Raw genomic sequence first — 25,856 nt, 5'->3', positions numbered from 1 at the left:
TGGACGCATACCATCGCCGATTACGCTAAGTACTAAGTAGAAGACGCTCGCAGCGACAGCATCGGCCGCTGTAATCGCCACATCATGCTGTATCGGTCGCTATCCGTCGCCGGCGATTTCCGGAGCATGAAAGATCATCACCCGCTCCACCAGATCAAGGGCGGTGGTCAGGCCGTCGAGGACGACCGCATCGGCGCCGGCAGCACGCAGCTTCGCAACCCAGCTCTCATCGCGCGCACGCACGAAGATGCGAAGATGACGAAAGGATTGACGCGCGATGGTGGTGATCTGCTCCGCCGTTTTCGGATCTGGAACGACCACGACCAGCACCTGCGCCCGATCGAGCCGCGACGCGCGCAGCACGTCCTTACGGGTGGCGTTGCCGTAGAACACCGGCAGGCCGCGGCGGCGGCTCTCGGCGACCCGCTGTTGCGAGAGATCGAGAACGAGAATCGGCACCTGCTCGCCGACGAGAAAGCGAGCGACCGACATGCCAACCTGACCGAAGCCGGCGATGACCACATGGCCTTTGAGCTCGCCACTTTCCGACTCGATGTCGCCCAGCGATGGCCTGCCGCGCAAAAACCACGGGGCGATCAGGTCGACGACAAGGGCGCCAATGGGCATGATCGCCATCGTCAGCCCCACCGACACGGTGATCACCTGGGCGGTGGTCCGGTCGAGCAGGCCATTGGCGATGCCGAGCGGCAGAAGGACGAAGGCGAATTCGCTGCCCTGGGCGAGGAGTCCGGCCAGGCCTAGGGCGCGCGGCGAGGACAAACGGAAGGCCTTGGCGACGATAAACATCGCCGACGCCTTGACCGCCATCGCCACCGCCACCACCGCCGCGATCGTCGGCAGATGGGCAGCGGCGAACCGCAGATCCAGGCCCATGCCGACGCTGACGAAAAACAGTCCGAGCAGAAGGCCGCGGACCGGCTCGATGTCGGCTGATACCTGATGGCGGAATTCCGTATCGGCAACCAGCAACCCGGCGACGAAGGCGCCGAGTGCCATGGACAACCCCACTGTCTGCGACAGCCAGCCAATACCAAGCACAAGCAGCAGGGCCGCGGCAGTAAACACCTCCGGCTCACCGGCACTGGCGGCAAGGCGCAACAGCGGCCGCAGGGCCAGCCGCTGGCCAACCGCGATCAGCAGCACGAAGATGACGAACTTGATGCTTGCGAGCCCGAGCGCCGCGCCCAGCGATTGCCCCGCCGCGCCGTAGGCAGTGACCAGGACGATCATCGGTGCCACCGCCAGGTCCTGCATCAGCAGGATCGCAATCGCCGCACGCCCCACCTGACCGGTCATCTGGCCGCGTTCACTGAGCAGCTGGATGACGATTGCGGTGGACGAAACCGCGAGGGCACCACCGACGAGAAGCGAGCCGGCAACGGACAGACCGGTCAGATGCGCCAGCACGGCAATCGGCACCGCGGTTACCGGGATTTGCAGCAGCGCCATGCCATAGGTGCGCAACCCGAAGAGCCGCAGCCGTTCGACGTTGATCTCAAGGCCGATGCTGAAGAGCAGAAAGACGACACCCAATTCCCCCAGCGCCCCGGTACTCTCATCGCCGCTGATCAGACCGAGCCCGAGCGGGCCAACGACGATGCCGATGGTCAGATAGCCAAGGACATTGCCGAGGCGCAGACGGACGAACAGCGGCACCAGTGCCAGCAGCGCGATGAGCAGGATCAGCACGTCGCGCATATAATCGTGGTGTTCCGGCATTAAGGTGTCGGGTCCATGAAGGGTGTCCCTGCGGGGTGCAGGATGCGGCGACGGCGGCGAAACAATAGAACGCCGCTGCGCCGGGACCAAAACGAATCCGAGGAAAAACCTCAGCTGCCGGATTCAATCAATCTGGATCAGCAGCGACTTCAGGTAGGTGCTTTCCGGCAGGTGCAGGTGACGTGGATGATCCGCTGCCGCGCCGCCCTCGCGCAGGATGCGGCCGCTCCGCCCAGCGGCGTCGATGCCGCGGGCGACCTCGATCGCGAAGGGAGCCGCCTCCACATTGTGGGAGCACGACGCAACGAACAGCATGCCTCCCGGCGCAACAACGGTCGCGGCGAGACGGGCGAGCTTGCGGTAGCCCCGCAGTCCGGTCGCCAGATCCTTGCGGGATTTGACGAAGGCGGGAGGATCGCAGATCACCACGTCGAACCGCTCGCCGCTGCTGACGTACTCCGTCAGTGCATCGAACGCATCGCCACGGCGAAAGCTGCAGCGCTCACTTACCGCGTTTGCCGCCGCCGCCTGCTGCGCCAATCCCAGTGCCAGTTCCGAAGAATCGACTCCGACACACGTCCGTGCACCCTGCAGCGCCGCGGCGATGGCGAAGCCACCGCTGTGGCAGAAGACATCGAGGACACGCGCACCGGCACTGACCGCGGCAACAGCGGCGCGGTTGTCGCGCTGATCATAAAACCAGCCGGTCTTCTGACCGGCGACAACGTCGGCGAGATAGACGGCCGCGCCTTCGCACACCTTCACTGGCCCGGTGACTTCCCCTTTCTCAACGCTAACCTCCTGCGTCAGCCGCTCGGACAGACGCATCGCCGTATCGTTGCGCAGGACGATCACCGCCGGCGCCACCACCGCCTCCAGGGCAGCAGACCACGCCGGGGCGAGGCCTTCCATCGCCGCGGTATTGACCTGCAGCACCATCGTATCGCCGAACCGATCGGCGATCAGACCAGGGAAGCCGTCGGCTTCGGCGTGCAGCAGTCGATAATAGGGCACCGCGAACAGCCGCTGCCGTGACGCCAGGGCGCGGTGCAGCCGGGCGGCAAAGAAGTCGGCATCGACCACGGCGTCCGGATCGGGATCAAAGAGACGAAACGCGATCAACGCATGCGGATTGAAACTGCCGACGCCAAGCGGTTTGCCGTCGGCACGATGCAGCCTGACCAACGCTCCTGGTGCCAGCTCCTTCGTCGCCGGGTCCAAGCGGATCTCATTGGAATAGGCCCAGGGATGACCGCGGGAAATGCGCTGATCGTTCCCGGGCCTGAGAAACACGCGAGGCATCGCCCCGCTGTCGCCGGTCATGCTGTGGTCTCCAGTGCTAATCGTGGGTGATCGAAGGGTAGCCTGACGGCTGCAGTCGCGAAAGCGGCGTCTCGCCACAGCATCAATGGTGTTCGCACAGAAGCGCAAATGCAAATCATTCTCGATTTGATGCCAAACGGAACAGGCAGCGTCGGCAGCGTTTACTTTCTCTTGCGGGTGAGGAGCATAGGAAGCAATTTGCAGCACCTCCAAAGAGCATCCACGTTGACTAGTCCAAGTCTGCGACATAGGATGCGTTAATTCTAATGGAAGCCTTCGACTCTGGAGGCCATACGCGGCGGCGGCGGTCGGGTGTTCGAAGTCCGCGGTGTGTCATCGGTGCGACAGCATGCGATAGCCTTTCATCGGATGACGCGACAGGGGCGGCAGAACCGGTTTAAAAGTCTGGGGGAGCGGCGCGGTCGCAACATGCGGCCGCAGGGAGAGTTATTGCGATGGCTAAGGTCGGGAGAGGAACATGAGCGTAGCCGCCGTCGCCGGATCGCCTCCAGGCGTCCCGGTTTACAATGACGACGTCATTAAGAAATTTACACTTGCAACCGTCTTCTGGGGCATCGCCGGGTTCCTCGCCGGTGTCTGGATCGCCTGGGAACTCGCCTTCCCAGTGCTGAATCTCGACCTGCCGTGGACCACATTCGGCCGTTTACGCCCCCTGCACACGTCGGCGGTGATCTTTGCCTTCGGCGGCAATGCCCTGTTCGCCACCTCGCTTTATGTGGTGCAGCGGACCTGTCGTACCTCGCTGTTCGGCGGTTCCGGCCTGGGTAATTTCCTCTTCTGGGGCTATCAGGCGGTTATCGTCATGGCGGCGTCCGGCTATCTGCTGGGCATCACCCAAAGCAAGGAATACGCCGAGCCCGAATGGTACGTCGACCTCTGGCTGGCGATTGTCTGGGTTGCGTATCTGGTCTGCTTTGCCGGCACGCTGATGAAGCGCCGCGAGCCGCATATCTACGTGGCCAACTGGTTCTATCTCGCCTTCATCATCACCATTGCGATGCTGCACATCGTCAACAACCTGGCAATCCCGGTGTCGTTCTTTGGCACCAAGAGCTACATTGTCTGGTCTGGTGTGCAGGACGCGATGACGCAGTGGTGGTACGGCCATAATGCCGTGGGATTCTTCCTCACCGCTGGCTTCCTCGGCATGATGTACTACTTCATTCCGAAGCAGGCCGAACGTCCCGTCTACTCCTATCGTCTTTCCATCGTTCACTTCTGGACGCTGATCTTTCTCTACATATGGGCTGGCCCGCACCACCTGNCCTACACCGCCCTGCCCGATTGGACGCAAACGCTCGGCATGATCTTCTCGATCATGCTGTGGATGCCGTCCTGGGGTGGCATGATCAACGGTATCATGACCCTCTCGGGCGCCTGGGACAAACTGCGCACCGACCCGATCCTGCGCTTTCTGGTCGTGTCAGTGGCCTTCTACGGCATGAGCACCTTCGAAGGGCCGATGATGTCGATCAAACCGGTCAACTCGCTCAGCCACTACACCGACTGGACCATCGGCCACGTGCACTCGGGTGCCTTGGGCTGGGTGGCCTTCGTCAGCTTCGGTGCCATCTACTTCCTGGTGCCACGCTTGTGGAATCGCGCCCGGCTCTACAGCCTGCGCCTCGTCACCTACCATTTCTGGATCGCGACGATCGGCATCGTCCTTTACATCACTTCGATGTGGATCTCCGGGATCATGCAGGGCCTGATGTGGCGGGCCTACGACAAGCTCGGCTTCCTGCAGTATTCCTTCATTGAGACCGTGGAAGCGATGCACCCCTACTACGTCATTCGCGCCGCCGGTGGCACCTTGTTCCTGCTCGGTGCCCTAATCATGGTCTATAACCTAATCCGCACCCTGCGCGGCGACATCCGCACCGAGCAAGCCTTCGTGCAGCCGGTCCCCGTCGCCATTCGCGCGGCTGAGTAGTTGGGAGGACGATCAATGCGACTCAGCCACGCCCCGCTCGAAAAGAACGTTATCCTGCTTGCGGTCTGCACCCTGATCACCGTGTCAATCGGTGGTCTGGTCCAGTTGGTGCCGCTGTTTCAAATGGAACAGACGATCGAAAAAGTGGGCGGCGTTCGCCCCTATTCGCCGCTCGAACTCGCAGGCCGCGATATCTACGTCCGCGAAGGCTGCTACCTTTGCCACAGCCAGATGATCCGGCCGTTCCGCGACGAAGCCGAGCGCTTTGGCCATTACAGCCTCGCCGCCGAAAGCAAGTACGACCACCCGTTCCAGTGGGGATCGAAGCGAACGGGTCCCGATCTGGCCCGTGTCGGCGGCAAGTATTCCAGTGACTGGCACTTGGCGCACCTGATCAACCCGCGCAGCGTCGTGCCGGAATCGGTCATGCCATCCTACCCGTTCCTTGCCGATACGCCGCTGAAGTACCACAGCATCGCCGAGAACATGAAGACGCTGCAGACGATCGGCACCNCCTACACGGATGATGACATCGCCAATGCGGTTGCCGACCTCGAAGCCCAGGCCACCGGTGAGGGCGATGCGACCGCGCTGGGCAATCGCTACCCGAAGGCCGTCGTTGGCCCCTTCAGCAGCAGCCATGCCGGTGTCACCGAAGCCGACGCCGTTATCGCCTATCTGCAAATGCTGGGCACCCTCGTCGACTTCAAAGACTACAAACCGGAACTGGACTACCGCTAGGAGCGACGCCGGTGGATCTTCAAGCTATCTACGATTGGGCTCGCTCGCTCTGGATCATCTGGTTGATGCTCGTGTTCGCGGGCGTGGTGTGGTGGGCTTATCGGCCGAAGAACCGCAAACGTTTCGAAGAGGATGCAAGCATCCCGTTCAAAGACGATAACGGAGGATGATGATGGCGACCAAAGAGGTCGACACCCTGTCCGGCACGGAAACGACCGGCCACGAATGGGATGGTATCAAGGAATTGAACACGCCACTGCCCTCGTGGTGGCTATGGGTCTTTTACATCTGCATCGCTTGGGCGATCGGCTATTCCATATTCTACCCATCCTGGCCGTGGTTGTCGGGTTACGCCAAGGGCGTGCTGGGTTATTCGACACGCAAGGAGTTCAACCAGCAGATGGCGGCGCTCGAACAGGAGCGCTCCGTCTGGAGTGACAAGATCACCGCGACGCCTGTCGCGCAAATTCTCGACGACCCGGACCTGACGACGATCGCCACCGCGGGTGGGCGGGTCATCTTCGCCAATAACTGTGCCCCCTGCCATGGCACTGCCGGTGTCGGCCGGCCGGGTGGCTTCCCGACGCTGGTGGATGACGATTGGATTTGGGGCGGCTCCATCAACGCCATCTACACCACCATCCAGCACGGCATTCGCAATACCACCGATGCCGAGGCACGCATCTCGCAGATGCCGGTCTTCGGTGAGATCCTCAAGCGTGATGAGATCAGTGCCCTCGCCGACCATGTGCTGTCGCTCAGTGGCCACGGTGCCGATAATGCCACCGGCGCCAAGTTGTTCGCCGATAACTGTGCCGTCTGCCATGGCGAGTTTGGCAAGGGCAACCAGGACCTCGGCGCGCCCAACCTGACTGACCAGATCTGGCTCTACGGCGATAGCAAGGCTGCCATCGTTGCCCAGATCACCAATCCGCGTCAGGGCGTCATGCCCGCGTGGCACGGTCGGCTGAGCGATACCGAGATCAAACAGGCGGCGATCTACGTCCATTCGCTGGGTGGCGGCGAGTAGGCGATTGTAAACGACGTACGCCGGATTGCTTTGCGAATGTGCGTACTGTCTAATATAAAGACGAGGGGATCAGGGGAGCGGTGATGGTCAAGGCGTGGCCTCACCCTCCCCTTGTTGTTTGTCGGGGGAGTACGGTTGTGCCGGCTAACCGCGCCCCGACATGCGCGGCCGAGACATGAGGCAGAAAACAAGCATGCAACAACTGAACAACAGCGCCCTGGAGTCGAAAGATGCCCTGCCTCCGGCCAGCCGCAGGCGGGCGGCCCCCATCGCCCCCAGCGAGGAAGCCACGCGGCCGAATACCGAACAGCGGCTGTACGCCACTCGCATCAAGGTTTACGCACGCAGCGTGCAGGGCTTCTGGCGGCGGGTGAAATGGGGCGTGGTGGCGACTCTGCTCACCCTCTATTATGTTGCCCCCTGGCTTCGCTGGAACCGCGGACCGGACGCGCCGAATCAGGCCCTGCTCATCGACATGCCCGGCCGCCGCGCCTATTTTTTCGGCATCGAAATCTGGCCGCAGGAAATCTACTACCTCACCGGCATGCTGATCCTGGGAGCCATCGGCCTGTTCCTGGCCACGGCCTGGTTCGGCCGCGTCTGGTGCGGTTTCACCTGCCCGCAGACGGTGTGGACCGATCTCTTCATGTGGGTGGAGCGGAAGATCGAGGGTGATCGCAACGCCCGCATCCGACTCGACAAGGCGCCGATGAGTGCGGGCAAGATCGGCCGCAAGGCCGCGAAGCACGTCGCCTGGTTTCTCATCGCCCTCGCCACTGGCGGCGCCTGGATCATGTACTTCTACGACGCGCCAACACTGGTCCACCATTTCGTAACCGGCGAACTCTCTTCGACGGTCTACAGCTTCATTTTCATCTTTACGATGACCACCTACGTCCTGGCCGGCTGGGCGCGTGAGCAAGTGTGCATCTACATGTGTCCGTGGCCGCGCTTTCAGTCGGCGATGTTCGACGAGGATTCGGCCATCGTTACCTACGAAGCTTGGCGCGGCGAACCGCGGGCGCCGGCACGCAAGGGACAGTCCTTCGAGGCACGCGGCGATTGCGTCGACTGCGGCATGTGCTGGCAGGTGTGCCCCACCGGCGTCGATATTCGCAAAGGGCAACAGATGGCCTGCATCGGCTGCGGCCTCTGCATCGACGCCTGCAACGACATCATGCAGCGCTTCGGCCGTCCCGCCGAACTCATCACCTATGATTCGATCAACAATCAGATCGCCCGCGCCGAGAGCAGACCGACGCGTCGGCGGCTGATCCGCCCCCGCACCATCGCCTACATGGTGCTGCTCGCCATCATCGCTGCGGTGATGGCCTACACGCTTGCCACCCGCACGCGCCTGGACGTCAGTCTGCTGCATGATCGACAGCCACTGTTCGTCAAGCTGTCCGACGGTGGCTACCGCAACGGCTTCACCTTCAAGATCCTGAACATGGAGCGCGAGCCGAAGACCTTCCTGTTGGCGACGGATGGCCTGCCGGGCGGTGAAATCACCGTCATCGGCATTCAGCCCCAGCCATCGCCATCGGTTGAACTGACGGTGATGCCTGACGACATCGGCACCTTCCGTGTCTTCGTCAAAGCCCCTTTGTCGAGCCTGAAAGGCAAGTCGACAGACTTTCGTCTTGTGCTTACTGATCTCGCCACGCGGCAGATGCTCGTCCACAACGCAGTGTTCAACGGGCCGGGAGAATAAGGAATGACCATGTCTCTGGCACGGCAGCGGCCATCCGGCTGGTGGTATCCATGGATCTTCGTCGTCGGCATGATGGTGGTGATTGCCGTCAACGCCGTGATGATTACCCTTGCCCTTGAGACCTTTCCCGGCCTTGATACTGAAGACGCCTATCGCAAGGGTCTCAAATACAATCAGACAATCGCTGCTGCCGAAGCGCAGGATGCGCGTGGCTGGCAGATGGCGGTCGCCGTCGCACCTCACCCTGGCGAGCAGACATCAGCTGCCGGCGGCCGGCAAGCCGACGTGGTCGCAACGTTTACCGATCGTGACGGGTATCCGCTGAGTGGTCTTACGGTCGAGGCGTACCTCCTGCGGCCGACGAACAGCGGCCACGATGCGTCGGCGGCCCTCGACGAACAGGTGGGCGGCCACTATGCGGCGATGGTGACGCTGCCGCTGCCGGGACAATGGGACGTCCGCGTGCATGCACGGCGCGGCGACGAAACCTTTCAGGCGACGCGGCGCATCATGATGCCATGATGCCCACGGCGGCGATGGCGACATCGGATACGGAGCGGGAGACGCTCTCTGCCGATGTCGTCGCCTGCCGGCACTGCGGCTTGCCGGCGCCTCGCGGCGCACATTTCTGCTGCAATGGCTGCGCAGGCGCCTACGCACTGGTGCACAATCTTGGCCTCGATGCCTATTACGCCCGCCGCTCGATCGACCCCCAACAGCGGCCGCTACGGCCGGATGACGATGCGACGGCGCAGGATCTGTCACCTTACGTGGAGGCGGCCGCGGACGGCACCGCTCGCCTTCATTTGGTTGTCGAGGGGCTCCACTGCGGTGCCTGCGTCTGGCTGATTGAATCCGTCCTCTCGCGACAGCCGGGCGTCGTCGCTGCCCGGGTCAACATGACCTCGCGCCACGTCCTGCTCCGCTGGCGACCGGACGTCACCGATCCGGCCAGCCTGGTCAGCAGCGTCAACGCCCTCGGCTACCGCCTCCTGCCGCGCGATCCCGCCGCCATTTCCCGCGCCGACGCCGAGCGGGAGCGCTCGCTGCTGCGGGCGATGGCGGTCGCCGGGTTTGCGTTCGCCAATGTCATGCTGCTCTCGGTCTCCATCTGGGCCGGATACGGCGAGGACATGGGACCGGCGACGCGGACGCTCATGCACTGGCTGTCGGCGCTGATCGCCCTGCCGGCCATCCTCTATGCCGCCCGCCCCTTCTTCCGCTCCGCCTTGGCCGCTCTCGCCCACCGCCGCACCAACATGGACGTCCCCATTTCGCTCGGGGTGACGCTGGCCTCGGCGATGAGCCTGTACGAAACGATTCGCGGCGCCGAGCACGCTTACTTCGACTCCGCCGTCGGTTTGCTGTTTTTCCTCCTCGTCGGCCGCTACCTGGATAGCCGCGTCCGTAGCCGCGCCCGCTCGTCGGTGGAACACCTGATGGCCCTGCGCGCGACCTCCGTCACCGTCGTCGACGCCGACGGCAGCAGCCGGGCGATGGCAGCAGCACAGGTAGAGCCCGGAATGCTGGTGATGGCAGCCGCCGGCGAACGCATTCCGGTGGACGGTCGCGTCATCGACGGCCAGTCCAGCATCGACACCAGCCTGATCGACGGCGAAACGTTGCCGAAATCCGTCGGTCCGGCGACGACGGTTTTTGCCGGCACCTTGAACCTCACCGCCCCGCTGCGCATCGTGGTGACCGCCGTCGGCGACAGCACCCTGCTCGCCGAGATCGGCCGGCTGGTGGAGGCTGCCGAGCAGCACCGCAGCCGCTACGTGGTCCTCGCCGACCGGATCGCCCGCTACTACACCCCCTTCGTCCACACTGCCGCCCTCGCCACCTTTCTCGGCTGGTGGCTCGTTCTCGGTGCTGCCTGGCAAACGGCGCTGCTCAACGCCGTCGCCGTTCTCATCATCACCTGCCCCTGCGCCCTGGCCCTGGCGGTGCCGGTGACGCAGGTGGTCGCGGTGGGGCGGCTGCTGCGACAGGGCATCCTGGTGAAGTCCGGCACCGCGCTGGAACGGCTCGCTGGCTGCACTGCCGTCGCCTTCGATAAGACCGGCACCCTGACCGAGGGGTTGCCGCAATTGAACGAAGCCAACTGCGTCGACAGCGCGGTGGTGCGACGGGCAGCAGCGCTCGCGGCCGCCAGCCGCCACCCGCTGGCACGCGCCCTCGTTCGCGCCGCCGAGGCGCTGGGCGGGCCGGTAACATCCGCGGATGGCGTGCGCGAGCTGCCCGGCTGCGGCCTGGAACGGCTGACCGCCGCCGGTACGGTGCGCCTCGGCAGTCGAAGCTTCGTCGGAACGGAGAGCAGCACGCCTGCAACCGGCCCGGAACTCTGGTTTGTCGAGCCGGACGCTCCGCCGGTCTGCTTCACCTTTGCCGACCGGTTGCGGGCGGACGCGGCACAAACAGTGGCGGCGTTGCGCGGACGTGGCTTCGCGCTGCACCTGTTGTCAGGCGATCAGCCACCGGTGGTCGCCGCCGTCGCTGACGCCGTCGGTATCGCCGCGTGGCAAGCAGCACTGCGACCGGCGGAAAAGGTGCGCGCGCTGGCGGCACTCAGTGCCAGCGGGCAGCGGCTGGCGATGGTGGGCGACGGTCTCAACGACGCGCCGGCCCTGGCGGCGGCGCATGCTTCGCTGTCACCATCAACCGCCGTCGATATCAGTCAGGTGACCGCCGATGTGGTGTTTCAGAGCCCGCGTCTGGCGCCGATCCTGGAAGCCATCGGCACCGCCCGGGCAACACAGCGCATCGCCCGGCAAAATCTTCTCCTGGCGCTGGTCTACAATTCGCTGACGGTGCCGCTTGCGGTCGCCGGCCTGGTCACGCCGCTGGTCGCTGCTGTCGCCATGTCGTCGTCGTCCATCATCGTCATCCTCAACGCGTTGCGGCTCAACCGAATGAGGANNCAGCGTGGACGTCATCATCTACCTGATTCCGCTGGCACTGCTTCTGGGTTTGCTCGGCCTCGGCGCCTTCCTCTGGGCGCTCAAATCCGGTCAGTTCGACGATCTTGACGGCGCCGCCCACCGCATCCTGTTCGAAGACGAAGAGACGCGCCCAGATGATTCGAGCCGGAGTGAGTCGAGCCCAGGTCGGGCGGGCGCAAGACAGGCGAGCCCGGAAGACCAGACCCAGGCGGCCGCTGACGACAGCAACAAACGCGCCTAGCAGCCTGTCGGACTTGCGTCTCGGGCGTCGCCGGACCTGCGTAGGGATCGGTGCGTCGGCGCCTCTGTCAGCGCCATTTTGGGCGGTGCGGTCGCGCTGGCGCGCCTGCGGAACTGGCCGCGCAGGCTAGACGGCGCGGCTGAGGGCGAACATCCGCTTCAGGTTCCATGCCATGGTCACAAGCCTCCACTCGCCACGGGCGGCATTGAGCCCGCGCAGCAGGAACTGCCGGAACCCCAGCACGGACTTGATGATGCCAAACACTGGCTCGGGCGTCTGCTTGCGCAGGGCGTAGAGCGCGCGGCCCTGCGGTGTGCGCAGCCGATACGCCATCGCCTGAACCGGGGTGGGGTCTTCGGGCGCCGGTGGCGCCGCAGCGAAGCGCTCTTGCAGGCTGAGATGATGCGCCTCGCGACCAAGTGCGATCAGCGGTTCGATCCCGCCGGCCACACAGGCCTGCACATTCGCCTCGCTGAAGTAGCCATTGTCCGCCAACAGCATGTCCGGCCTGCCGAGCACGTCCGGCAGAGTGCCGATCTTGTCCAGCATGGGTGTAAGCTGCTGCTTGTCGTTGGGCGCCTGCACCACGTCGGCGACCACCACCAGCAGACTGCCCGCCGCCACCGCCGCCTGCGCATTGTAGCACTGCTCAAAACCGCCGCCCGCCACCGCCATGATGCGGCTTTCCTCGTCGGTCAGATTGATCTGATCCGTGGGCAGCGGCGTCGCCACCGGCGGCTTCGGCTCACGGCCCGTGGGCTTCTTGCCGGTGGCCGCTGCCTTGGCGTCCCGTGCTGCGAGTTTCGCCTGATGGTCTGCCTGCTCCCGTTCGAAGCGTTCCTTCGCGCGGGCCTCGATCTTCGCCCGGGCCTCGGCGAGCCTGGACAACCGTTCCTCACGTCGCGCCAATTCGTCGGGGATCGACATGCCGTCAGCGATGTCCACCTGGTCCGCCGCTTCTGCCTTGGCCATGAGATCGGCCACTTCGGCCTGCAGTTGGGCCTCCAGCTTGCCCGCATGGTCATAGGACAGCGCGCTGTGCCGGCTGGCATTGGCGTGGACCTTGGTCCCGTCGAGCCCGACCGTTCCCAGCTTCAGCACGCCCATCTCGCGCGCGAGCACCAGCACCTGGACGAACAGCTTCTCGATCTGCGGCAGAAAGCGTCGGCGGAACGCGGCGATGGTGTCATGGTCCGGATGATCGTTCGCCGCGATGAAGCGGAACGCCACGCTGTCATAGGTCGCCCGCTCCAGCTTGCGGCTGGAGAACACCCCGGTGGCGTAGCCGTAGATCAGAATGCCCAGCAGAAGGCTGGGGTGGTAGGACGCTTCCCCAGAGCCACGGTAGCTGCCGGTCATCGGCCGCAGATCCAGCCCCGCGATCACCTCCACCACGAACCGCGCCAAGTGCCGCTGCGGAAGCCACTCGTCCACCGACGGCGGCATCAGAAATCCGCTGTCGCGGTCGATCGGGCGGAAGTTGCTCATGCCGAAGAGGTCCGGGCCGGGGGCGTGAATCCATGCCCGGATTCTATAACCCACAGCTCCGCCTCGCGTTAAGTCCGACAGGCTGCTAGCCTGCACGCTCAATCGCCGGCGGGCCGGCCCCGGCCGACCACGGCCCCCGGTTGCGCCGCGAGGACGGCAAGAAACGCGGCGCCATAGCGACGCAGCTTCTCCTCGCCAACGCCATGCACACCCCGCAGTGCCGTCAGCGACGTCGGCCGCAGCACCGCCATTTCGATCAGCGTCCGATCAGCAAACACCACGTAGGCCGGCAGCTGCTGCGCGCCAGCCAGTTCCGTGCGCAACGCCTTCAGCGCTGCCAGCAGCTGCGGATCTGCCGCTTCCAGGTCAGGCGACTTCGCCGCTTTCCCTCGCTCGCGTCCCGGCCGCGCGCCTGACAGCACATCCTGACGCAGTTGGATCGCCGCCTCTCCACGCAGGATGCGTCGACCGTATTCGGTTACGCTCCAGCGGCCGTGGCGGACAATGTCGAGATGGATCACGCCGGCGGCGTAGAGCTGACGAAAGATGGAGCGCCACTCGCCGGCGCTCCGCTCCTTGCCAACGCCGAAGGTTTTCAGCGTGTTGTGCCCGTAGCGCTCGATTGCCTCGGTGGCTTCGCCGGTAAGGAGGGCAATCAGGTGCTCGGTGGCAAAGCGCTCACCGGTGCGCAGAATCGCCGACATCGCCTTCTGTGCCTCGATCGTCGCCTCGAAAATCTGCGGCCTCTCCAGACAGAGGTCGCAGTTATCGCACGGCCCTGAGCTTTCGCCGAAATAGGCAAGCAACGTCTGGCGGCGGCAGCGCGGCGCTTCGCACAGGGCAAGGAGCGCGTTCAGCCGGTGCTGCTCGATCCGCTTGCGCTCTTCGGGTAATTCGCTGTCTTCGATCTGACGGCGGCGGAACTGGAGATCATCAAGGCCGTAGAGGGTAAGCGTGTCGGCGGCAAGTCCGTCGCGCCCGGCACGGCCGATCTCCTGGTAGTAACTCTCGATGGTCTTCGGCATCTCGGCATGACAGACGAAGCGGACGTCGGGTTTGTCGATCCCCATGCCAAAGGCTACGGTTGCCACCATCACCACGCCATCCTGACGAAGAAAGGTCGATTGGTTGGCACTGCGCGTCGCCGGCTCCAGCCCGGCGTGATAGGGCAGGGCGCGAAATCCCTCGGCATTGAACAGCGCCGCCAGCGTTTCCGTCCGCTTGCGCGACGCACAGTAGACGATGCCACTCTGCTCACGTCTGGCAGCGAGAAACCCCAGCAGCTGCCGGCGCGCATTCGCCTTTGGCAGCATGGAGAGGTAGAGATTCGGCCGGTCGAAGGAGCGCACGAAGGTTCGGGGCGGCCGACTGAACAGCTTGCCGGCAATGTCGTCGCGGGTGGGCGCATCGGCAGTGGCCGTCAGCGCGATGGTCTGCACCCCACCCAGCCGCTCGCGAACCTGACCGAGGGCGAGATATTCGGGCCGGAAGTCATGTCCCCATTGCGAGACGCAGTGCGCCTCGTCGATAGCGAGCAGGTCAATCCGCGCCCGGCACAGGTCATCAAGGGTGTCGGGACGGGTCAAGCGCTCCGGTGCCACGTAGAGAAGCCGCAGTTCACCTGAGCGAATCGCCTGGACGATGCGGCGATTCTCCGCCGGATCGGCAGCGGAGTTGAGGCTCGCGGCGGCGACACCGCAGCCGACCAGTTGACCAACCTGGTCTTGCATCAGGGCAATCAGCGGGGAGACGACCACGGTGAGCCCGGAGCGCATCAGCGCCGGCAGCTGATAGCAGAGCGACTTGCCACTGCCGGTGGGCATGACCGCAAGCACGTCTTCGCCGGCAAGAACAGCGGTGATGACTTCGTTCTGGCCGGGACGGAACCCCTTGAAGCCGAAGACGGCTTCAAGCACTGCCAGCGGATCGCCGATTGCAGTCGCCGGCGACGCCATGGGCGGGCGCGTCGTGTTCAACGACCGCTGCCCGCCATCAAGGATAAAGGAGAAGGAAACGATTTGGTGGAGCCGAGGGGAGTCGAACCCCTGACCTCTACAATGCCATTGTAGCGCTCTCCCAACTGAGCTACGGCCCCACGGTCGGCGGCGCATTCAAGGCCGCCGAAATCCGGCATTGCGTGGCGAGACACTAAGAACCCGCAGGCGTGCCCGCAAAGGGAAATTCGCAGGCAATCCGCGGATCCGGTGCGAAGAGGTACGATCCGCCACCACGCCAACCGCCACCCGGTCCCACCGCCACGCATCAAGGCAATCACGCCTTGTCTTCCATTTCGTCGTCGACGTGCTCCATCACCTCGCCGATGTCGTCGACGTCCTCGCCGAGTTCGGAGGCATCCTCGATGATCTCGCCTTCCTCGTTGGCCAGATCGTCAACGTCGCCATCGTCACCGGCGCTGTCATCAAGTTCCTCGATATCCGCGTCGCCACCATCATCAGCCAGCGATTCCTTATCCCGCATGCGGGCGCCAGTATCACTGCCCACCAACGCCGGGACCGCAGCCGCGTCATCGCGAACGCTGCCTCCCGAGCGTCGCGGTCGCGGTTGGCGCGCTGGGTCGTAGACGGTGCTGCAGATCGGGCAAATAATCGGTTCGCGACGCAGGTCGTAGAACCGGGCGCTGCAGCTGAAACAGGTGCGCTTCAGACCCCATTCCGGCTTGGCCAAGGACGGTCCCTCCGTGTGTGCCTTTGAGGCGAGCCACTTGCCAGTTTTTCGAGGGCAATGTCAAAGTCAAAAGCGGTGACTCCGGCTGCTGCTGCCGGGATCTTTGCGCTGCCCGCCACTCCTTGCTAAGTAGGAGGGCGCATCAACGACGTGCATCAACGATCGGGACGCTGTTCCCGGCTTGGCCTTTGACGAAAGCTGCACCCCATGCAACCGATGACGTCCCGCCCGGCCGGGGCCTTGAACGGACGCTGCACTGTTCCCGGCGACAAATCGATCTCACACCGGGCACTGATGCTGGGCGCCTCCGCGGTGGGTCAAACGACCGTTCACGGCCTGCTCGAAGCTGAGGACGTGCTGTCCACGGCCACGGCACTCCGCCATCTCGGCGCCGACATCACCTGTCGCGAGGGCGTATGGGTGATCGAGGGCCGCGGCGTCGGCGGCTTGCGCGAGCCCGACCAGGTGCTCGATCTGGGTAACGCCGGCACCGGCGCCCGGCTCTTGATCGGCCTGGTCGCCAGCCATCCCTTCACCACCTTTTTCACCGGCGACGCCTCGTTGCGGGGTCGGCCGATGCGCCGCATCATCGCGCCATTGCAGCGGATGGGAGCCACTTTCTGCACCCGCAGCGGCGAGCGTCTGCCGCTGGCGGTCAATGGCAGTCAGCAGCCACTGCCCATCAGCTACACACTACCGGTAGCCTCGGCGCAGGTGAAGTCGGCGATCCTGTTGTGCGCCCTCAACGCACCCGGTGAAACGACGGTAGTCGAACCGTTGCCGTCGCGCGACCACAGCGAGCGCCTGTTGCGCCACTTCGGTGCGACGATCAGCACCGAGGACCTGGCGGATGGCAGCCGCCGGATCTCGCTCGTCGGCGAGCCGGAGTTGACCGGTCGGCGTATCGACGTGCCGGCGGACATCTCGTCGGCGGCATTTCCGCTGGTCGCCGCAGCAATCGTTCCCGGCTCTTCGGTGCAGATCTGCGGTGTCGGCATCAATCCCTTGCGCACCGGGCTGCTGACCAGCCTGAGCGAAATGGGCGCTTCGATCCGCCTCGATCATCAACGCGAGGCTGGCGGCGAACCGGTGGCCGATCTTGCCATCGACGCACAGCCACTGCGCGGCATCACCGTGCCGGCAGAGCGCGTCCCGGCGATGGTGGACGAGTTTCCGGTGCTTGCCGCTGCCGCCGCCTGTGCCACCGGGGTGACGCGAATGCTGGGCCTGGGTGAACTGCGGGTGAAGGAAAGCGATCGCCTCGCCGCCGTCGCCGCCGGCCTCAACGCCTGCGGTGTTGCCGTCGACATGGGTGACGACTGGCTGGCCATCACCGGCTGTGGCGGGCCGCCGCCGGGCGGCGGGCATGTGGCCGTTCACCTCGACCATCGAATCGCCATGGCGTTCCTCACTCTCGGCATGGCTAGCCGTGCTGCGGTGTCGGTGGATGACGGCGCGCCGATCGCCACCAGCTTTCCCGATTTCGCTGCGCTGATGAATGGACTGGGAGCGCAGATCGGTCCACGCGTGGCCGGGTGACCGGACTGCTTAAGCCTGCGGCGCATTCGCCCGGAAAATATTAGCGCGGGGAAAAATCCCTCTAGGAATATTCACTGTGGGAAATTCGCCCAGGTGTGACAGCGAGCAACGACGTTGCGCGTGTAAGTCTGTCATCCCTGCGCCGGCGAGGACAGGAGTTGGACGGATGATGAATGCCCCGGCAGACAAGCGGCCGCGGGTCGTATGGATCGGCCTGCAGGCGATCTGCCTGCTTCGGCCGGCGCTACTCGGTGTTGCCTGGACAGTCGTCGCCGCTTTGTCGGCGGTGGGGCTTATTCACGCCCTGGGACTGCGAGCGTGGCCGTTCGAACTCGTGCACCACTTCATTGCCGTCTATGTGCTGGCGGCAACGGCAGTGCTGCTGTTCGCGCTGTTCGTGCGCAACCTGCGCCTCACCGCCGCCACGGGATCGCTCTTTGCGTTTTCATCTGGGTGCTGGCGGCGCCGCTCCCAGTAGAAGTGCCACCCCCGGCACCGGTGATCGAGGCCTCCAACGCACCGCTGGCGTCGACCGGCACGTCGCTGCCCATCTTTTCACTCCCGCCTATCGCCGGGCAACCGCCGGCAGCGCTGCCCGTCCCCCAAACCTGAGGGCACCTTCAGCATCATCACCAACAACGTCTACTGCGCCAATTGGAACCGTGACGGGCTGATCCGCTGGCTGCGCACCCGTCCAGCCGACGTGGTGGTGTTGCAGGAAGTGCCCCCTATCGACAAGCTGCTGCCGAAGCTTGGCGAAGCCTATCCCTTCAGCAGCCGGATCAGCTCCGCCGGACCGCGGGTGCAGGGAGTGGTGGAAGCGTGCCAGGGCATGGTCTTGCTATCGACCTTTCCCATTATCACGGCGACGAAGTTTCAGCCGGTCGCGACGGCGTGGCCGGCTCTGCTTGCCAGCCTGCAAATCGACGATGCGACACGGGTGTCGCTGGCCGTCGTCCACGCGGCAGACCCCATTCGTGCCGACGGGCTGGCCGCGCGCGACGCGTTCCTGCACTATCTCGCCGAGCATCTGGATACGATCCACAGTCCGCTGATCGTTCTCGGCGACTTCAACGCCAGCCCGTTCACGCCGGCATTTCGCGAGTTCCAGGCAAGAACCGGCCTGCAGCTGTCGCCATGGAACCCGGCAACCTATCCCGCAGGGATGCGTACTTTAGGCATTAGCATCGATCACGTCCTCGTTCGTGATGCAACGCTGCTCCGCCTCGAACCGTTATCATCCGTTGGTTCGGACCACCGGCCGTTGCGCGCCCTGATCAGCGTGCCGGTTATGGGTTCAGCGATTCCCGCCGGTCTTGCCGAAGACGGCAAGACAGGGCGAACACTCCCGCACCGGAACAGCGGCGAGGCGGGCGGTGGGGCAAATACGGCAAACATCAAACGAGTTGCAGCGCTCAGCCCTGTTTCGGCCCTGCTGCTGCCATAAAGGTACGCCAGTTGTCGCAGGAGGAAAGTTCGGCAGGTCAGTCAAGGAGCAGGTAGCGTCGAGTCGCTTGCGATGGGCGCTTGTCGTAGTGCGGCCAAGGTGGCGCTCACGTCGGCCCTTGCAGGCGAGTCAGGATGGTAACCGCTCCTGTACGCACGTCTCTTGCAATGGCGCCCGCGAAGGGCCCCCGCCGGGCCTCGGCGCCGCGTCTGGCCTGGATGCCAAGGCAAGCCTGTGTGCCAAGTAGGCCTTCGGCGTCTGGTTTGGCCTGCGCACCGCGTCCGGCTTTTTTTGCATGTTGTGCTTCAGGGCGCAATGATCGGCAGCGATGTGTGCGGGGACCGCTGATGATGACCGCTCAGCCCAGGTCAGCTGGCTTGGCTGCAAGACAAAGGGTATCCGGAGGTTAATGATCGCGCATGAGTGAAACCGTCGCCCTCGTCGATGATGATCGCAACATCCTGGCGTCCATCGCCATGGCCTTGGAAGCAGAGGGTTTTCGCGTCCAGACCTACTCCGACGGTGTCGACGCCCTGGCAGGAATCACGCGTCAGCCGGTGGACCTCGCCGTCCTCGATATCAAAATGCCCCGCATGGACGGCATGGAACTGCTGACCCGCCTGCGGCAGAAAAGTGACGTGCCAGTGATTTTTCTCACCTCCAAGGACGACGAACTGGACGAGGTTCTTGGCCTGCGCATGGGCGCCGACGACTACATCACCAAGCCCTTTTCGCAGCGTCTGCTCGTCGAACGCATCCGCGCCGTTCTCCGCCGGCGCGCTGGAACGGTGGTTTCGGCGGTGGAAGGCGAGATCATGCGCCGCGGCGATCTGATGCTCGATCCCGCCCGCCACTATTGCACTTGGCGCGAGCGCGCGGTTAACCTGACGGTGACTGAGTTCCTTCTGGTGCAGGCACTGGCGCGGCGACCAGGGCATGTGAAGAGCCGCGATCAGTTGATCGATGCCGCGTACGGTGAGCACATCTACGTCGATGACCGGACCATCGACAGCCACATCAAGCGTCTGCGGAAGAAATTCAAGGATGTGGACAGCGATTTCGCGCAGATCGAAACTCTTTATGGCGTGGGCTACCGCTACCGCGCCACCTAGGCGACGCGTGGCTACTGATAGGCCACGATTTAACCGACTAAGTGGAGCCATTTCACCTCTGACGCGCCGCATTCTTGCCGTCAATCTGGTCGCCCTCTTCTTTCTCGTCGCCGGGATGCTTTATCTTGACGAGCATCGCCGCGGGCTGATCGACGAGGAACTGCTGTCGCTGCGCGGTCAGGCCAATCTGTTCGCGGCCGCTGTCGCCGAGGGTGCCACTGTCGGTGATACCCCCGGCAGCGAGCACCTCAACCCGCTGCTGGCGCAGCAAATGGTTCGCCGGCTGGTGCAGGCATCGGGCACGCGCGCCCGCCTTTACGACGAAAAGGGCCGCTCGATTGCCGACAGCCTGCTGTTCAAAGGGCCGGCCGGCGTTGTCGAAGCGGAAGAATTGCCGCCACCGGCAGACAAGCGGCAGCGATTACGCGATTTTCTCGCTGAGTACGACCGGCTTATCCAGCGTCTGTGGGCACCCGATCCCCTTCCCGTTTACGTCGACAATCCTGCGGCATCGGCAAAGGACTTCCCGGAGGTGCAGTCAGCGCTGGCGGGCACAGCCGACAGTCAGGTTCGCCGGGATCCCAACAGCAGCCTCATACTGAGCGTCGCCGTACCGGTCCAGCGCTATACCCAGGTGATTGGCGCCTTGATGCTCACGCGCGACTCCGCTCCCATCGACGCGGCGATGGTGCGGGTGCGCCTCGATATCCTCAAATGGTTCGCCATCGCCCTCGGATTGACGATCCTGCTATCGCTCTATCTCGCCTGGACCATCGCCTATCCGATCCGCCGCCTTGCCGCCGCGGCAGAGAGGGTGCGACGCGATCGCCAGGGTCGCTACAGTATCCCCGACTTCAGCAACCGCTCCGACGAGATTGGCCGCCTCGGTGCGGCGCTGAAAGAAATGACAGAAGCGTTGTGGCTGCGGATGGACGCCATCGAGCGCTTTGCCGCCGACGTGGCGCACGAAATCAAGAATCCGCTGACCTCCCTGCGCAGCGCCGTCGAAACCGCCGCCCGCATCAACGACCCGGAGCGCCGGCAAAAACTGATGAACATCATCCAGGAGGATGTGGGCCGCCTCGACCGGTTGATCACCGACATCTCCGACGCTTCACGTCTCGACGCGGAGCTGTCGCGCGCCAAGTCGGAGCCGGTGGATATCGGCAAGATGCTAAAGGCGCTGGTCGACGTGACCGAGACGGCGGCAGCGGAGCGGGACATCCGGCTGCTGGTTGAGGCCACCGGCAACCTCACCATCGGTGGCATCGAAGGGCGTCTGGTGCAGGTCTTCCGTAACCTGATCGCCAATGCGTTGTCCTTCAGTCCGCGTGGCGGCACCATCCGGCTGAAGGCCTTTCGCGAGGGCCGTGCCGTCGTTGCCGAAGTTCTCGACGAAGGTCCGGGCATTCCCGAAGGACGCGAGGGTGAAATTTTCCAACGGTTCTACTCGCTGCGCCCGAGCGAGGAAAAGTTCGGCGTTCATTCCGGCCTCGGTCTCAGCATCTCCAAACAGATTGTCGAGGCACACGGTGGGTCGATCGCGGCGATGAATCGGTGCCGCAGCAATGGCGACATAGCCGGCGCCTGTTTCACTGTTCGCCTGCCGGTGACGCCGTAGTCGCGCCGAATTGGCCAGCGGGTAACTGAGCGTGCCCGCGTGCCTCAGAGTCTGTCCGGAAAGTACTCTTCGGCCTTGGCCAGTTTTCGAAGCATCAGCCTGATTGACGCCATCAGCAAACAGCTTCTTCAGGCACGGCTGCAGGCCGACAGTTCAAGCCCCGCCAGTAACCGATTCCAATGACTCACAAAGCTCCCGGACGGACACTTAGGATTCGGCTCATGCTTAACTCCCCGCGAGGCCGTATGAAATTACGATCAATCCGCGAATCCCGAGCCCGCACAGGTTTGATTTTAGGCTATGAATTTCGCTCGGAGGCGCGCCGCTTACGGCGATGACTCCGTTGGTTACGGGGATCGGCTTGGCGTTTGCCAGCAGCCAGCGGATCGGGAAAGTGCCGTCACCGTCTGCGGGCCTTAGCTTGCTCGCTGGGCATTTCGCACCGTAACGACCCCGGGCTCGCGCGAGCCGGTCGCGGAGCGCGTCGGACGGTTTAACCGACGCGGCGCTATTACTTCTGCTGCTGCGCCTTCAGCTGATTGATCTCGGCCTGTTGCTGCGCGAGCTGGGCGCGCATCTGTGCCGTCTGTGCCGTCTGCTGGTCGGTCTGCTGGTTGTACTTCGAGTAGAGGTAGCCGCCGCCGCCGCCGAGCGCCGCCCCGGTGGCCGCACCGACGGCGGCGCCCATGCCCGGATTGCCGACGATGGCACCGCCGATGGCGCCGAGTGCGGCGCCGCCGGCCGCACCGATGCCGACGCCCTGCAGTGTATCCTGCTGCCCCGGGCTCATGGCGCAGCCGGAGAGCGTGCCGGCGGTCAATGCGAGGGCCAGACCGAGGCCGAGCGAACGGCTGCGCAGAACAGGTCGGCGCAGCATCGTCATCCCCGATTGCGGCTGATGCATGGGATCACACTCCAACGAACCAAAGGATGCGGTGGTCAACGACATGGCGGTCTACGGCTTCGTCGGGCACGGCCACTGCGCGCCGATCGCCTCGAAGATGACGTCCATCGGCCGGCCGCCGGCGCGCTGCGGGTTGCGCTTGAGGTAATCGACGAACACGACAACCAACTCCTGCCGCGTCGCCGGCGCCGGCGGACAGGCGATCGGGCCCATCGGAGACACCGCCGCCACCTCGTCGTGGTAGTGCTTGCCGCCAGTAAAGTAGCCATAGCAGAAGGCCTCGGCGACGGCGACGTTGGGGTCGCTGGCCTCGACAGTGCAGACGTCATAAAGGTCCTGGGCGGTAACCAGCTTGAAATCGGACAGCGAGAATCCCGGCTGCCCTTCAGCCGGCTCGCTGCTTGCTGATCCACTGGCCGCCCACGCCGGGGCGTGGGCCGTGAGAGCGGTGGCCACCACGGCAGCGATCAGACGAACACGCATTCGCAGGAACTCCTTACGCCGCTCAACCCGATCCGGGCCGGCACCTGTGATCGCCGCCCGCTAGTGTATGACTAGCAAGCACTGCCGCGTGAGGCAAGCGTCGACGAGACGGTCGGCTGCGAGCACAGATCCCGTCCGCTGTCCGGCCGTCGTCAAACGCGGTGGTGACTTTCTTGCGTTGCTCGGCCGGAAACGTGAACGGCAGGGTCGTATCGTCGGTCAAGGCGGATATGGCCGGCCCGGTTGTCGTCGAAGGATTGGCGTCAGCAACCGAATCCTACGCCACATCAAACGCTTATCCTACTTCCACCAACCCGTCACAACAGCCATCATGAATAAGAAGGACTCAGCGGCCTTCGAGGAAGCGGACGGCTTCGCCGATGGGGTCGCCCAGGAGCTGGCCCTCGCGCATCACCACGTGGCCGCGGATGATCGTCGCCATCGGCCAACCGGTTACCCGCATGCCGTCGAAGGGAGTCCAGCCGCAGCGGCTGACAATCCAGCTGTGGGTGATCATCCGCGTCAACTTCAGATCGACGAGAGTGAAGTCGGCAAAATAGCCGAGGGCGATGCGGCCGCGACCGGCGATGCCGAAGATGCGCGCCGGCCCGGCACTGGTGAGATCGACGAAGCGGGCGAGGCTGAGGCGACCCTGGGCCACGTGGTCGAGCATCACTGGGACCAGGGTCTGCACGCCTGGCATCCCGGACGGGCTCTGCGGATAGGGCTGCTTCTTCTCCTCGCGGGTGTGCGGCGCGTGGTCCGAACCGATGCAGTCGGCCAGTCCGTTGGCCACCGCCTGCCACAGCGCCTCGCGGTGCCGCTTCTCACGGATCGGCGGGTTCATCTGCGCGAAGCTGTCGAGTTCCTCGTAGCAGCCGGGCGCCGCCAGCGTCAGGTGCTGCGGCGTGACTTCCATCGTCGCGAGCTCGCGATGCGCCGCGAGCAGCTCCAGCTCCTCGGCGGTGGTGATATGCAGCACGTGCACCCGGCGCTGCACCCCTTCGGCCAGCGCCAGCAGCCGGCGCGTTGCCTCCACCGCGGTGCCCACGTCGCGCCACTCGGGATGCATCGACGGTGCGGCGCCCCCNTGGACGATGGTGAAGCGTTCACGCAGCCGCGCTTCGTCTTCCGCATGCACGGCGATGCGGCGGCTGCCGTTGGCGAGGACGTTGGCGACCGCTGCATCGTCGGCGACAAGCAGCGAGCCGGTGGAACTGCCCATGAACATCTTGACGCCGCAACAGCCAGGCAGGTGCTCCAGTTGCGTCAGGGAGTGCGCATTCTCCGGTGTCGCACCGATGTAGAAGGCCATGTCGACCCAGGCGCGGTCCTTGGCGCGCCGGCACTTGTCGGCCAAGTCGACGGCACCGATGGTGGGGGGCCGGGTGTTCGGCATCTCGAAGACGGCAGTGACGCCGCCCATGGCGGCGCTGGCGGTGCCGGTGCCGATGTCCTCCTTGTGCTCCATCCCCGGCTCGCGGAAATGCACCTGGGTGTCGATGACGCCCGGCAGCAGGTGCAGACCGCGACAGTCGATGGTCTCCGACGCGGCCATTCCCGCAAGGTCACCCATGGCGGCGATGCGCCCGGCACGCACGCCAATGTCGGCGGCGACGGCGCCGCCCGGCGTCACGCAGGTGCCGCCGGCAAGCAGCAGATCGAACGGTTCATTCATCTCACTATCCTTTGCCTCGGTTGCCGCCGCAGCCGCGGCTCAACCCCGAGGCGCCTCGCTATCAATGGCCGCCAGACTGTCCAGAACCCGCCGCACTTCGGCCTCCGCCGCGGCATCGAGCGGCGTTTGCGGTGGCAGCGGCGCCCCCACCGGAAAGCCCTGCAGGACGAGGCCCCCNTTGATGCACGCCGCCAGNTTTATATAGCGGGCGAAGACTTCGTTGAGCGGCCACAGCCGCCGCTGCAGCGCCAGCGCCTCCGGCCAGCGACCGGCGACGCAGAGGTCGTAGAGAGCGACGCTCTGGCGGGGTACCAGACAGGCCGGCCCGGCCATCCAGCCGACCCCGCCCAGAAACATCACCGCCGCCGGGACGTGCGAGGAGGCGGCGAAGACGCGCATCCGCTCGCCGAGCGCGGTAATCAACCCATAGAGCCGCCCGGTGTTCACCGATGCGTCCTTGACGTAGCGGATATTCGGCACCTCGGCCAGCCGGGTTATCAGCGGCAGGGTTAAGTCCGAGCGCTGGAACGTCGGGTTGGTGTAGAGGACGACGGGGCAGCTGACGGCATCGGCGACGGCGGTGAAATAGCCGACGATCGCTTCTTCGCTGAGCGGAAAGTAGGCATCGAGAATGGCCACGATCCCCGCCACCCCGAGCGCTTCCAGCGCTGCCGCCTGACGGCAGGCCTCGATGGTGGTGGTGGCGGCAACGCCGGCGACCACCGGGACACGGCCGGCGGTAGCCGCGAGGGTAATTTCGACAATGCGCTGGCGCTGCGGCCAGGAGAGATAGGCGAACTCGCCGGTGCTGCCGAGCGGGGTCAGCCCGTGCACCCCGTTGGCGATCAGATGCTCCACCAAGCGGGCGAGAACGCCCTCGAGGACACGGCCAGACGCATCCACCGGCGAGACCAGGTAGGGAAAAACGCCGTGGAAGTCGTGCACGATCATCGCCTTGGCGCCGATCCGGCAAGGAGGAGGAAACGCTGTCGCGCGCGGACCGTACCCGGCCGTACGCTCAGGTACACAGCTTAATCCGACGCTGCCGAGGCGCAAGAGGCGGCACGATAGCGACCATCGGCTTCCTCACGCACGGTGCGCCGGCGCGCCCGAGCCTCGTCGCGGCGGCCTGCCTGCGGCCAGCACTCAGGCCTCGGGCAGCGGCTCGCTCCAGCCGGAATACCGGGGGCGGCGGCTGTGCATGCGGCTGCCGC

The 25,856-nt window shown here is 64.7% G+C and carries 22 protein-coding genes and 1 tRNA gene; 13 read left to right on the top strand and 10 right to left on the bottom strand.

Annotated features, from left to right (window positions below):
• Positions 1-99: 99 nt before the first annotated feature.
• Together HQ394_RS16340 and HQ394_RS16335 are read right to left on the bottom strand one after the other, a co-directional pair.
• Positions 100-1,740 (bottom strand): cation:proton antiporter domain-containing protein, encoded by a 1,641-nt coding sequence (locus tag HQ394_RS16340; RefSeq protein ID WP_190261107.1) that lies wholly within the window; start codon positions 1,738-1,740, stop codon positions 100-102.
• A gap of 123 nt (positions 1,741-1,863) precedes the next feature.
• On the bottom strand, positions 1,864-3,063 hold the full coding sequence (locus tag HQ394_RS16335; protein WP_190261106.1) for a class I SAM-dependent rRNA methyltransferase: 1,200 nt from the start codon (positions 3,061-3,063) through the stop codon (positions 1,864-1,866).
• Between the two features lie 478 nt (positions 3,064-3,541).
• On the opposite strand from HQ394_RS16335, the gene ccoN reads away from it, so the two are divergent.
• From ccoN to ccoS, 8 genes are all read left to right on the top strand, one after another.
• Positions 3,542-5,017 carry a cytochrome-c oxidase, cbb3-type subunit I gene (gene ccoN / locus HQ394_RS16330; RefSeq protein ID WP_190261105.1) on the top strand — a complete coding sequence of 492 codons (1,476 nt, stop codon included), beginning with the start codon at positions 3,542-3,544 and terminating at the stop codon, positions 5,015-5,017.
• 15 nt (positions 5,018-5,032) lie between these two features.
• Positions 5,033-5,758 (top strand): cytochrome-c oxidase, cbb3-type subunit II, encoded by a 726-nt coding sequence (gene ccoO, locus HQ394_RS16325; RefSeq protein ID WP_190261104.1) that lies wholly within the window; start codon positions 5,033-5,035, stop codon positions 5,756-5,758.
• A gap of 11 nt (positions 5,759-5,769) precedes the next feature.
• Positions 5,770-5,928: a cbb3-type cytochrome oxidase subunit 3 gene (locus tag HQ394_RS16320; protein WP_190261103.1), complete on the top strand. Its 159-nt coding sequence runs from the start codon at positions 5,770-5,772 to the stop codon at positions 5,926-5,928.
• A gap of 2 nt (positions 5,929-5,930) precedes the next feature.
• The gene (ccoP, locus tag HQ394_RS16315) at positions 5,931-6,788 is read left to right on the top strand and encodes a cytochrome-c oxidase, cbb3-type subunit III (RefSeq protein WP_190261102.1); all 858 of its coding nucleotides are present in this window, start codon (positions 5,931-5,933) and stop codon (positions 6,786-6,788) included.
• Between the two features lie 193 nt (positions 6,789-6,981).
• Positions 6,982-8,502, top strand: coding sequence for a cytochrome c oxidase accessory protein CcoG (gene ccoG, locus HQ394_RS16310; RefSeq protein WP_190263355.1), 1,521 nt, complete (start codon positions 6,982-6,984; stop codon positions 8,500-8,502).
• A 3-nt stretch (positions 8,503-8,505) separates the two neighbouring features.
• On the top strand, positions 8,506-9,024 hold the full coding sequence (locus HQ394_RS16305; protein ID WP_190261101.1) for a FixH family protein: 519 nt from the start codon (positions 8,506-8,508) through the stop codon (positions 9,022-9,024).
• On the top strand, positions 8,952-11,531 hold the full coding sequence (locus HQ394_RS16300; RefSeq protein ID WP_456151451.1) for a heavy metal translocating P-type ATPase: 2,580 nt from the start codon (positions 8,952-8,954) through the stop codon (positions 11,529-11,531). The genes HQ394_RS16305 and HQ394_RS16300 overlap by 73 nt, the downstream gene beginning before the upstream one ends.
• Positions 11,428-11,685 (top strand): cbb3-type cytochrome oxidase assembly protein CcoS, encoded by a 258-nt coding sequence (ccoS, locus tag HQ394_RS20210; RefSeq protein ID WP_223291652.1) that lies wholly within the window; start codon positions 11,428-11,430, stop codon positions 11,683-11,685. Before HQ394_RS16300 ends, ccoS begins: the two co-directional genes overlap by 104 nt.
• Positions 11,686-11,811: 126 nt before the next feature.
• On the opposite strand, the gene HQ394_RS16295 is transcribed toward ccoS, so the two are convergent.
• From HQ394_RS16295 to HQ394_RS16280, 4 genes are all read right to left on the bottom strand, one after another.
• Entirely contained in the window at positions 11,812-13,173 is a 1,362-nt protein-coding gene (locus HQ394_RS16295) for an IS1182 family transposase (RefSeq protein ID WP_190260069.1), read from the bottom strand.
• Positions 13,174-13,271: 98 nt separating this feature from the next.
• A complete protein-coding gene (gene recQ, locus HQ394_RS16290) occupies positions 13,272-15,149 on the bottom strand; it encodes a DNA helicase RecQ (protein ID WP_317628957.1) in 1,878 nt (625 codons plus the stop codon).
• Positions 15,150-15,192: 43 nt separating this feature from the next.
• Positions 15,193-15,268 (bottom strand) — tRNA-Ala (locus HQ394_RS16285).
• 176 nt (positions 15,269-15,444) lie between these two features.
• Complete coding sequence (locus tag HQ394_RS16280) at positions 15,445-15,858, bottom strand: TIGR02300 family protein (RefSeq protein ID WP_190261098.1); 414 nt, start codon at positions 15,856-15,858, stop codon at positions 15,445-15,447.
• Between the two features lie 207 nt (positions 15,859-16,065).
• Between HQ394_RS16280 and aroA the strand changes: the two genes are divergently transcribed.
• The 5 genes from aroA to HQ394_RS16255 all read left to right on the top strand — a co-directional run bounded on the left by aroA (position 16,066) and on the right by HQ394_RS16255 (position 21,577).
• On the top strand, positions 16,066-17,397 hold the full coding sequence (gene aroA, locus HQ394_RS16275) for a 3-phosphoshikimate 1-carboxyvinyltransferase (RefSeq protein ID WP_190261097.1): 1,332 nt from the start codon (positions 16,066-16,068) through the stop codon (positions 17,395-17,397).
• A 166-nt stretch (positions 17,398-17,563) separates the two neighbouring features.
• Complete coding sequence (locus tag HQ394_RS16270; protein WP_190261096.1) at positions 17,564-17,875, top strand: hypothetical protein; 312 nt, start codon at positions 17,564-17,566, stop codon at positions 17,873-17,875.
• Between the two features lie 147 nt (positions 17,876-18,022).
• Positions 18,023-18,844 carry an endonuclease/exonuclease/phosphatase family protein gene (locus tag HQ394_RS16265; RefSeq protein ID WP_317629043.1) on the top strand — a complete coding sequence of 274 codons (822 nt, stop codon included), beginning with the start codon at positions 18,023-18,025 and terminating at the stop codon, positions 18,842-18,844.
• A gap of 419 nt (positions 18,845-19,263) precedes the next feature.
• Positions 19,264-19,956, top strand: coding sequence for a response regulator transcription factor (locus tag HQ394_RS16260; protein ID WP_190261094.1), 693 nt, complete (start codon positions 19,264-19,266; stop codon positions 19,954-19,956).
• A gap of 7 nt (positions 19,957-19,963) precedes the next feature.
• Positions 19,964-21,577, top strand: a complete 1,614-nt coding sequence (locus tag HQ394_RS16255) for a stimulus-sensing domain-containing protein (protein WP_223291651.1) — start codon at positions 19,964-19,966, stop codon at positions 21,575-21,577.
• 511 nt (positions 21,578-22,088) lie between these two features.
• Here the strand turns inward: HQ394_RS16255 and HQ394_RS16250 are convergent.
• The 4 genes from HQ394_RS16250 to HQ394_RS16235 form a co-directional block, all read right to left on the bottom strand.
• Positions 22,089-22,481 carry a YMGG-like glycine zipper-containing protein gene (locus HQ394_RS16250; protein WP_223291650.1) on the bottom strand — a complete coding sequence of 131 codons (393 nt, stop codon included), beginning with the start codon at positions 22,479-22,481 and terminating at the stop codon, positions 22,089-22,091.
• A 51-nt stretch (positions 22,482-22,532) separates the two neighbouring features.
• On the bottom strand, positions 22,533-22,964 hold the full coding sequence (locus HQ394_RS16245; RefSeq protein ID WP_190261092.1) for a Rap1a/Tai family immunity protein: 432 nt from the start codon (positions 22,962-22,964) through the stop codon (positions 22,533-22,535).
• Between the two features lie 346 nt (positions 22,965-23,310).
• Positions 23,311-24,642 carry a dihydroorotase gene (locus HQ394_RS16240; protein WP_190261091.1) on the bottom strand — a complete coding sequence of 444 codons (1,332 nt, stop codon included), beginning with the start codon at positions 24,640-24,642 and terminating at the stop codon, positions 23,311-23,313.
• Between the two features lie 39 nt (positions 24,643-24,681).
• Positions 24,682-25,593 (bottom strand): dihydrodipicolinate synthase family protein, encoded by a 912-nt coding sequence (locus HQ394_RS16235; protein ID WP_223291649.1) that lies wholly within the window; start codon positions 25,591-25,593, stop codon positions 24,682-24,684.
• Positions 25,594-25,856: the final 263 nt, after the last annotated feature.

Origin of the sequence: Defluviicoccus vanus, assembly GCF_014672695.1 — a bacterium.
Lineage (GTDB): Bacteria > Pseudomonadota > Alphaproteobacteria > Rhodospirillales > Defluviicoccaceae > Defluviicoccus > Defluviicoccus vanus.
The sequence above is the reverse complement of the archived record's forward strand: the minus strand, read 5'-3'. Positions and strand labels throughout refer to the sequence as shown.

Excerpts from the sequence above, each read along its gene's own strand:
- HQ394_RS16260 (WP_190261094.1), top strand. The coding sequence starts at position 19,264 with ATGAGTGAAACCGTCGCCCTCGTCGATGATGATCGCAACATCCTGGCG.
- HQ394_RS16295 (WP_190260069.1), bottom strand. The coding sequence starts at position 13,173 with ATGAGCAACTTCCGCCCGATCGACCGCGACAGCGGATTTCTGATGCCG.
- HQ394_RS16250 (WP_223291650.1), bottom strand. The coding sequence starts at position 22,481 with ATGCATCAGCCGCAATCGGGGATGACGATGCTGCGCCGACCTGTTCTG.
- ccoP (WP_190261102.1), top strand. The coding sequence starts at position 5,931 with ATGGCGACCAAAGAGGTCGACACCCTGTCCGGCACGGAAACGACCGGC.
- aroA (WP_190261097.1), top strand. The coding sequence starts at position 16,066 with ATGCAACCGATGACGTCCCGCCCGGCCGGGGCCTTGAACGGACGCTGC.
- HQ394_RS16245 (WP_190261092.1), bottom strand. The coding sequence starts at position 22,964 with ATGCGTGTTCGTCTGATCGCTGCCGTGGTGGCCACCGCTCTCACGGCC.
- ccoG (WP_190263355.1), top strand. The coding sequence starts at position 6,982 with ATGCAACAACTGAACAACAGCGCCCTGGAGTCGAAAGATGCCCTGCCT.
- HQ394_RS16270 (WP_190261096.1), top strand. The coding sequence starts at position 17,564 with ATGATGAATGCCCCGGCAGACAAGCGGCCGCGGGTCGTATGGATCGGC.
- HQ394_RS16340 (WP_190261107.1), bottom strand. The coding sequence starts at position 1,740 with ATGCCGGAACACCACGATTATATGCGCGACGTGCTGATCCTGCTCATC.
- HQ394_RS16335 (WP_190261106.1), bottom strand. The coding sequence starts at position 3,063 with ATGACCGGCGACAGCGGGGCGATGCCTCGCGTGTTTCTCAGGCCCGGG.
- HQ394_RS16305 (WP_190261101.1), top strand. The coding sequence starts at position 8,506 with ATGACCATGTCTCTGGCACGGCAGCGGCCATCCGGCTGGTGGTATCCA.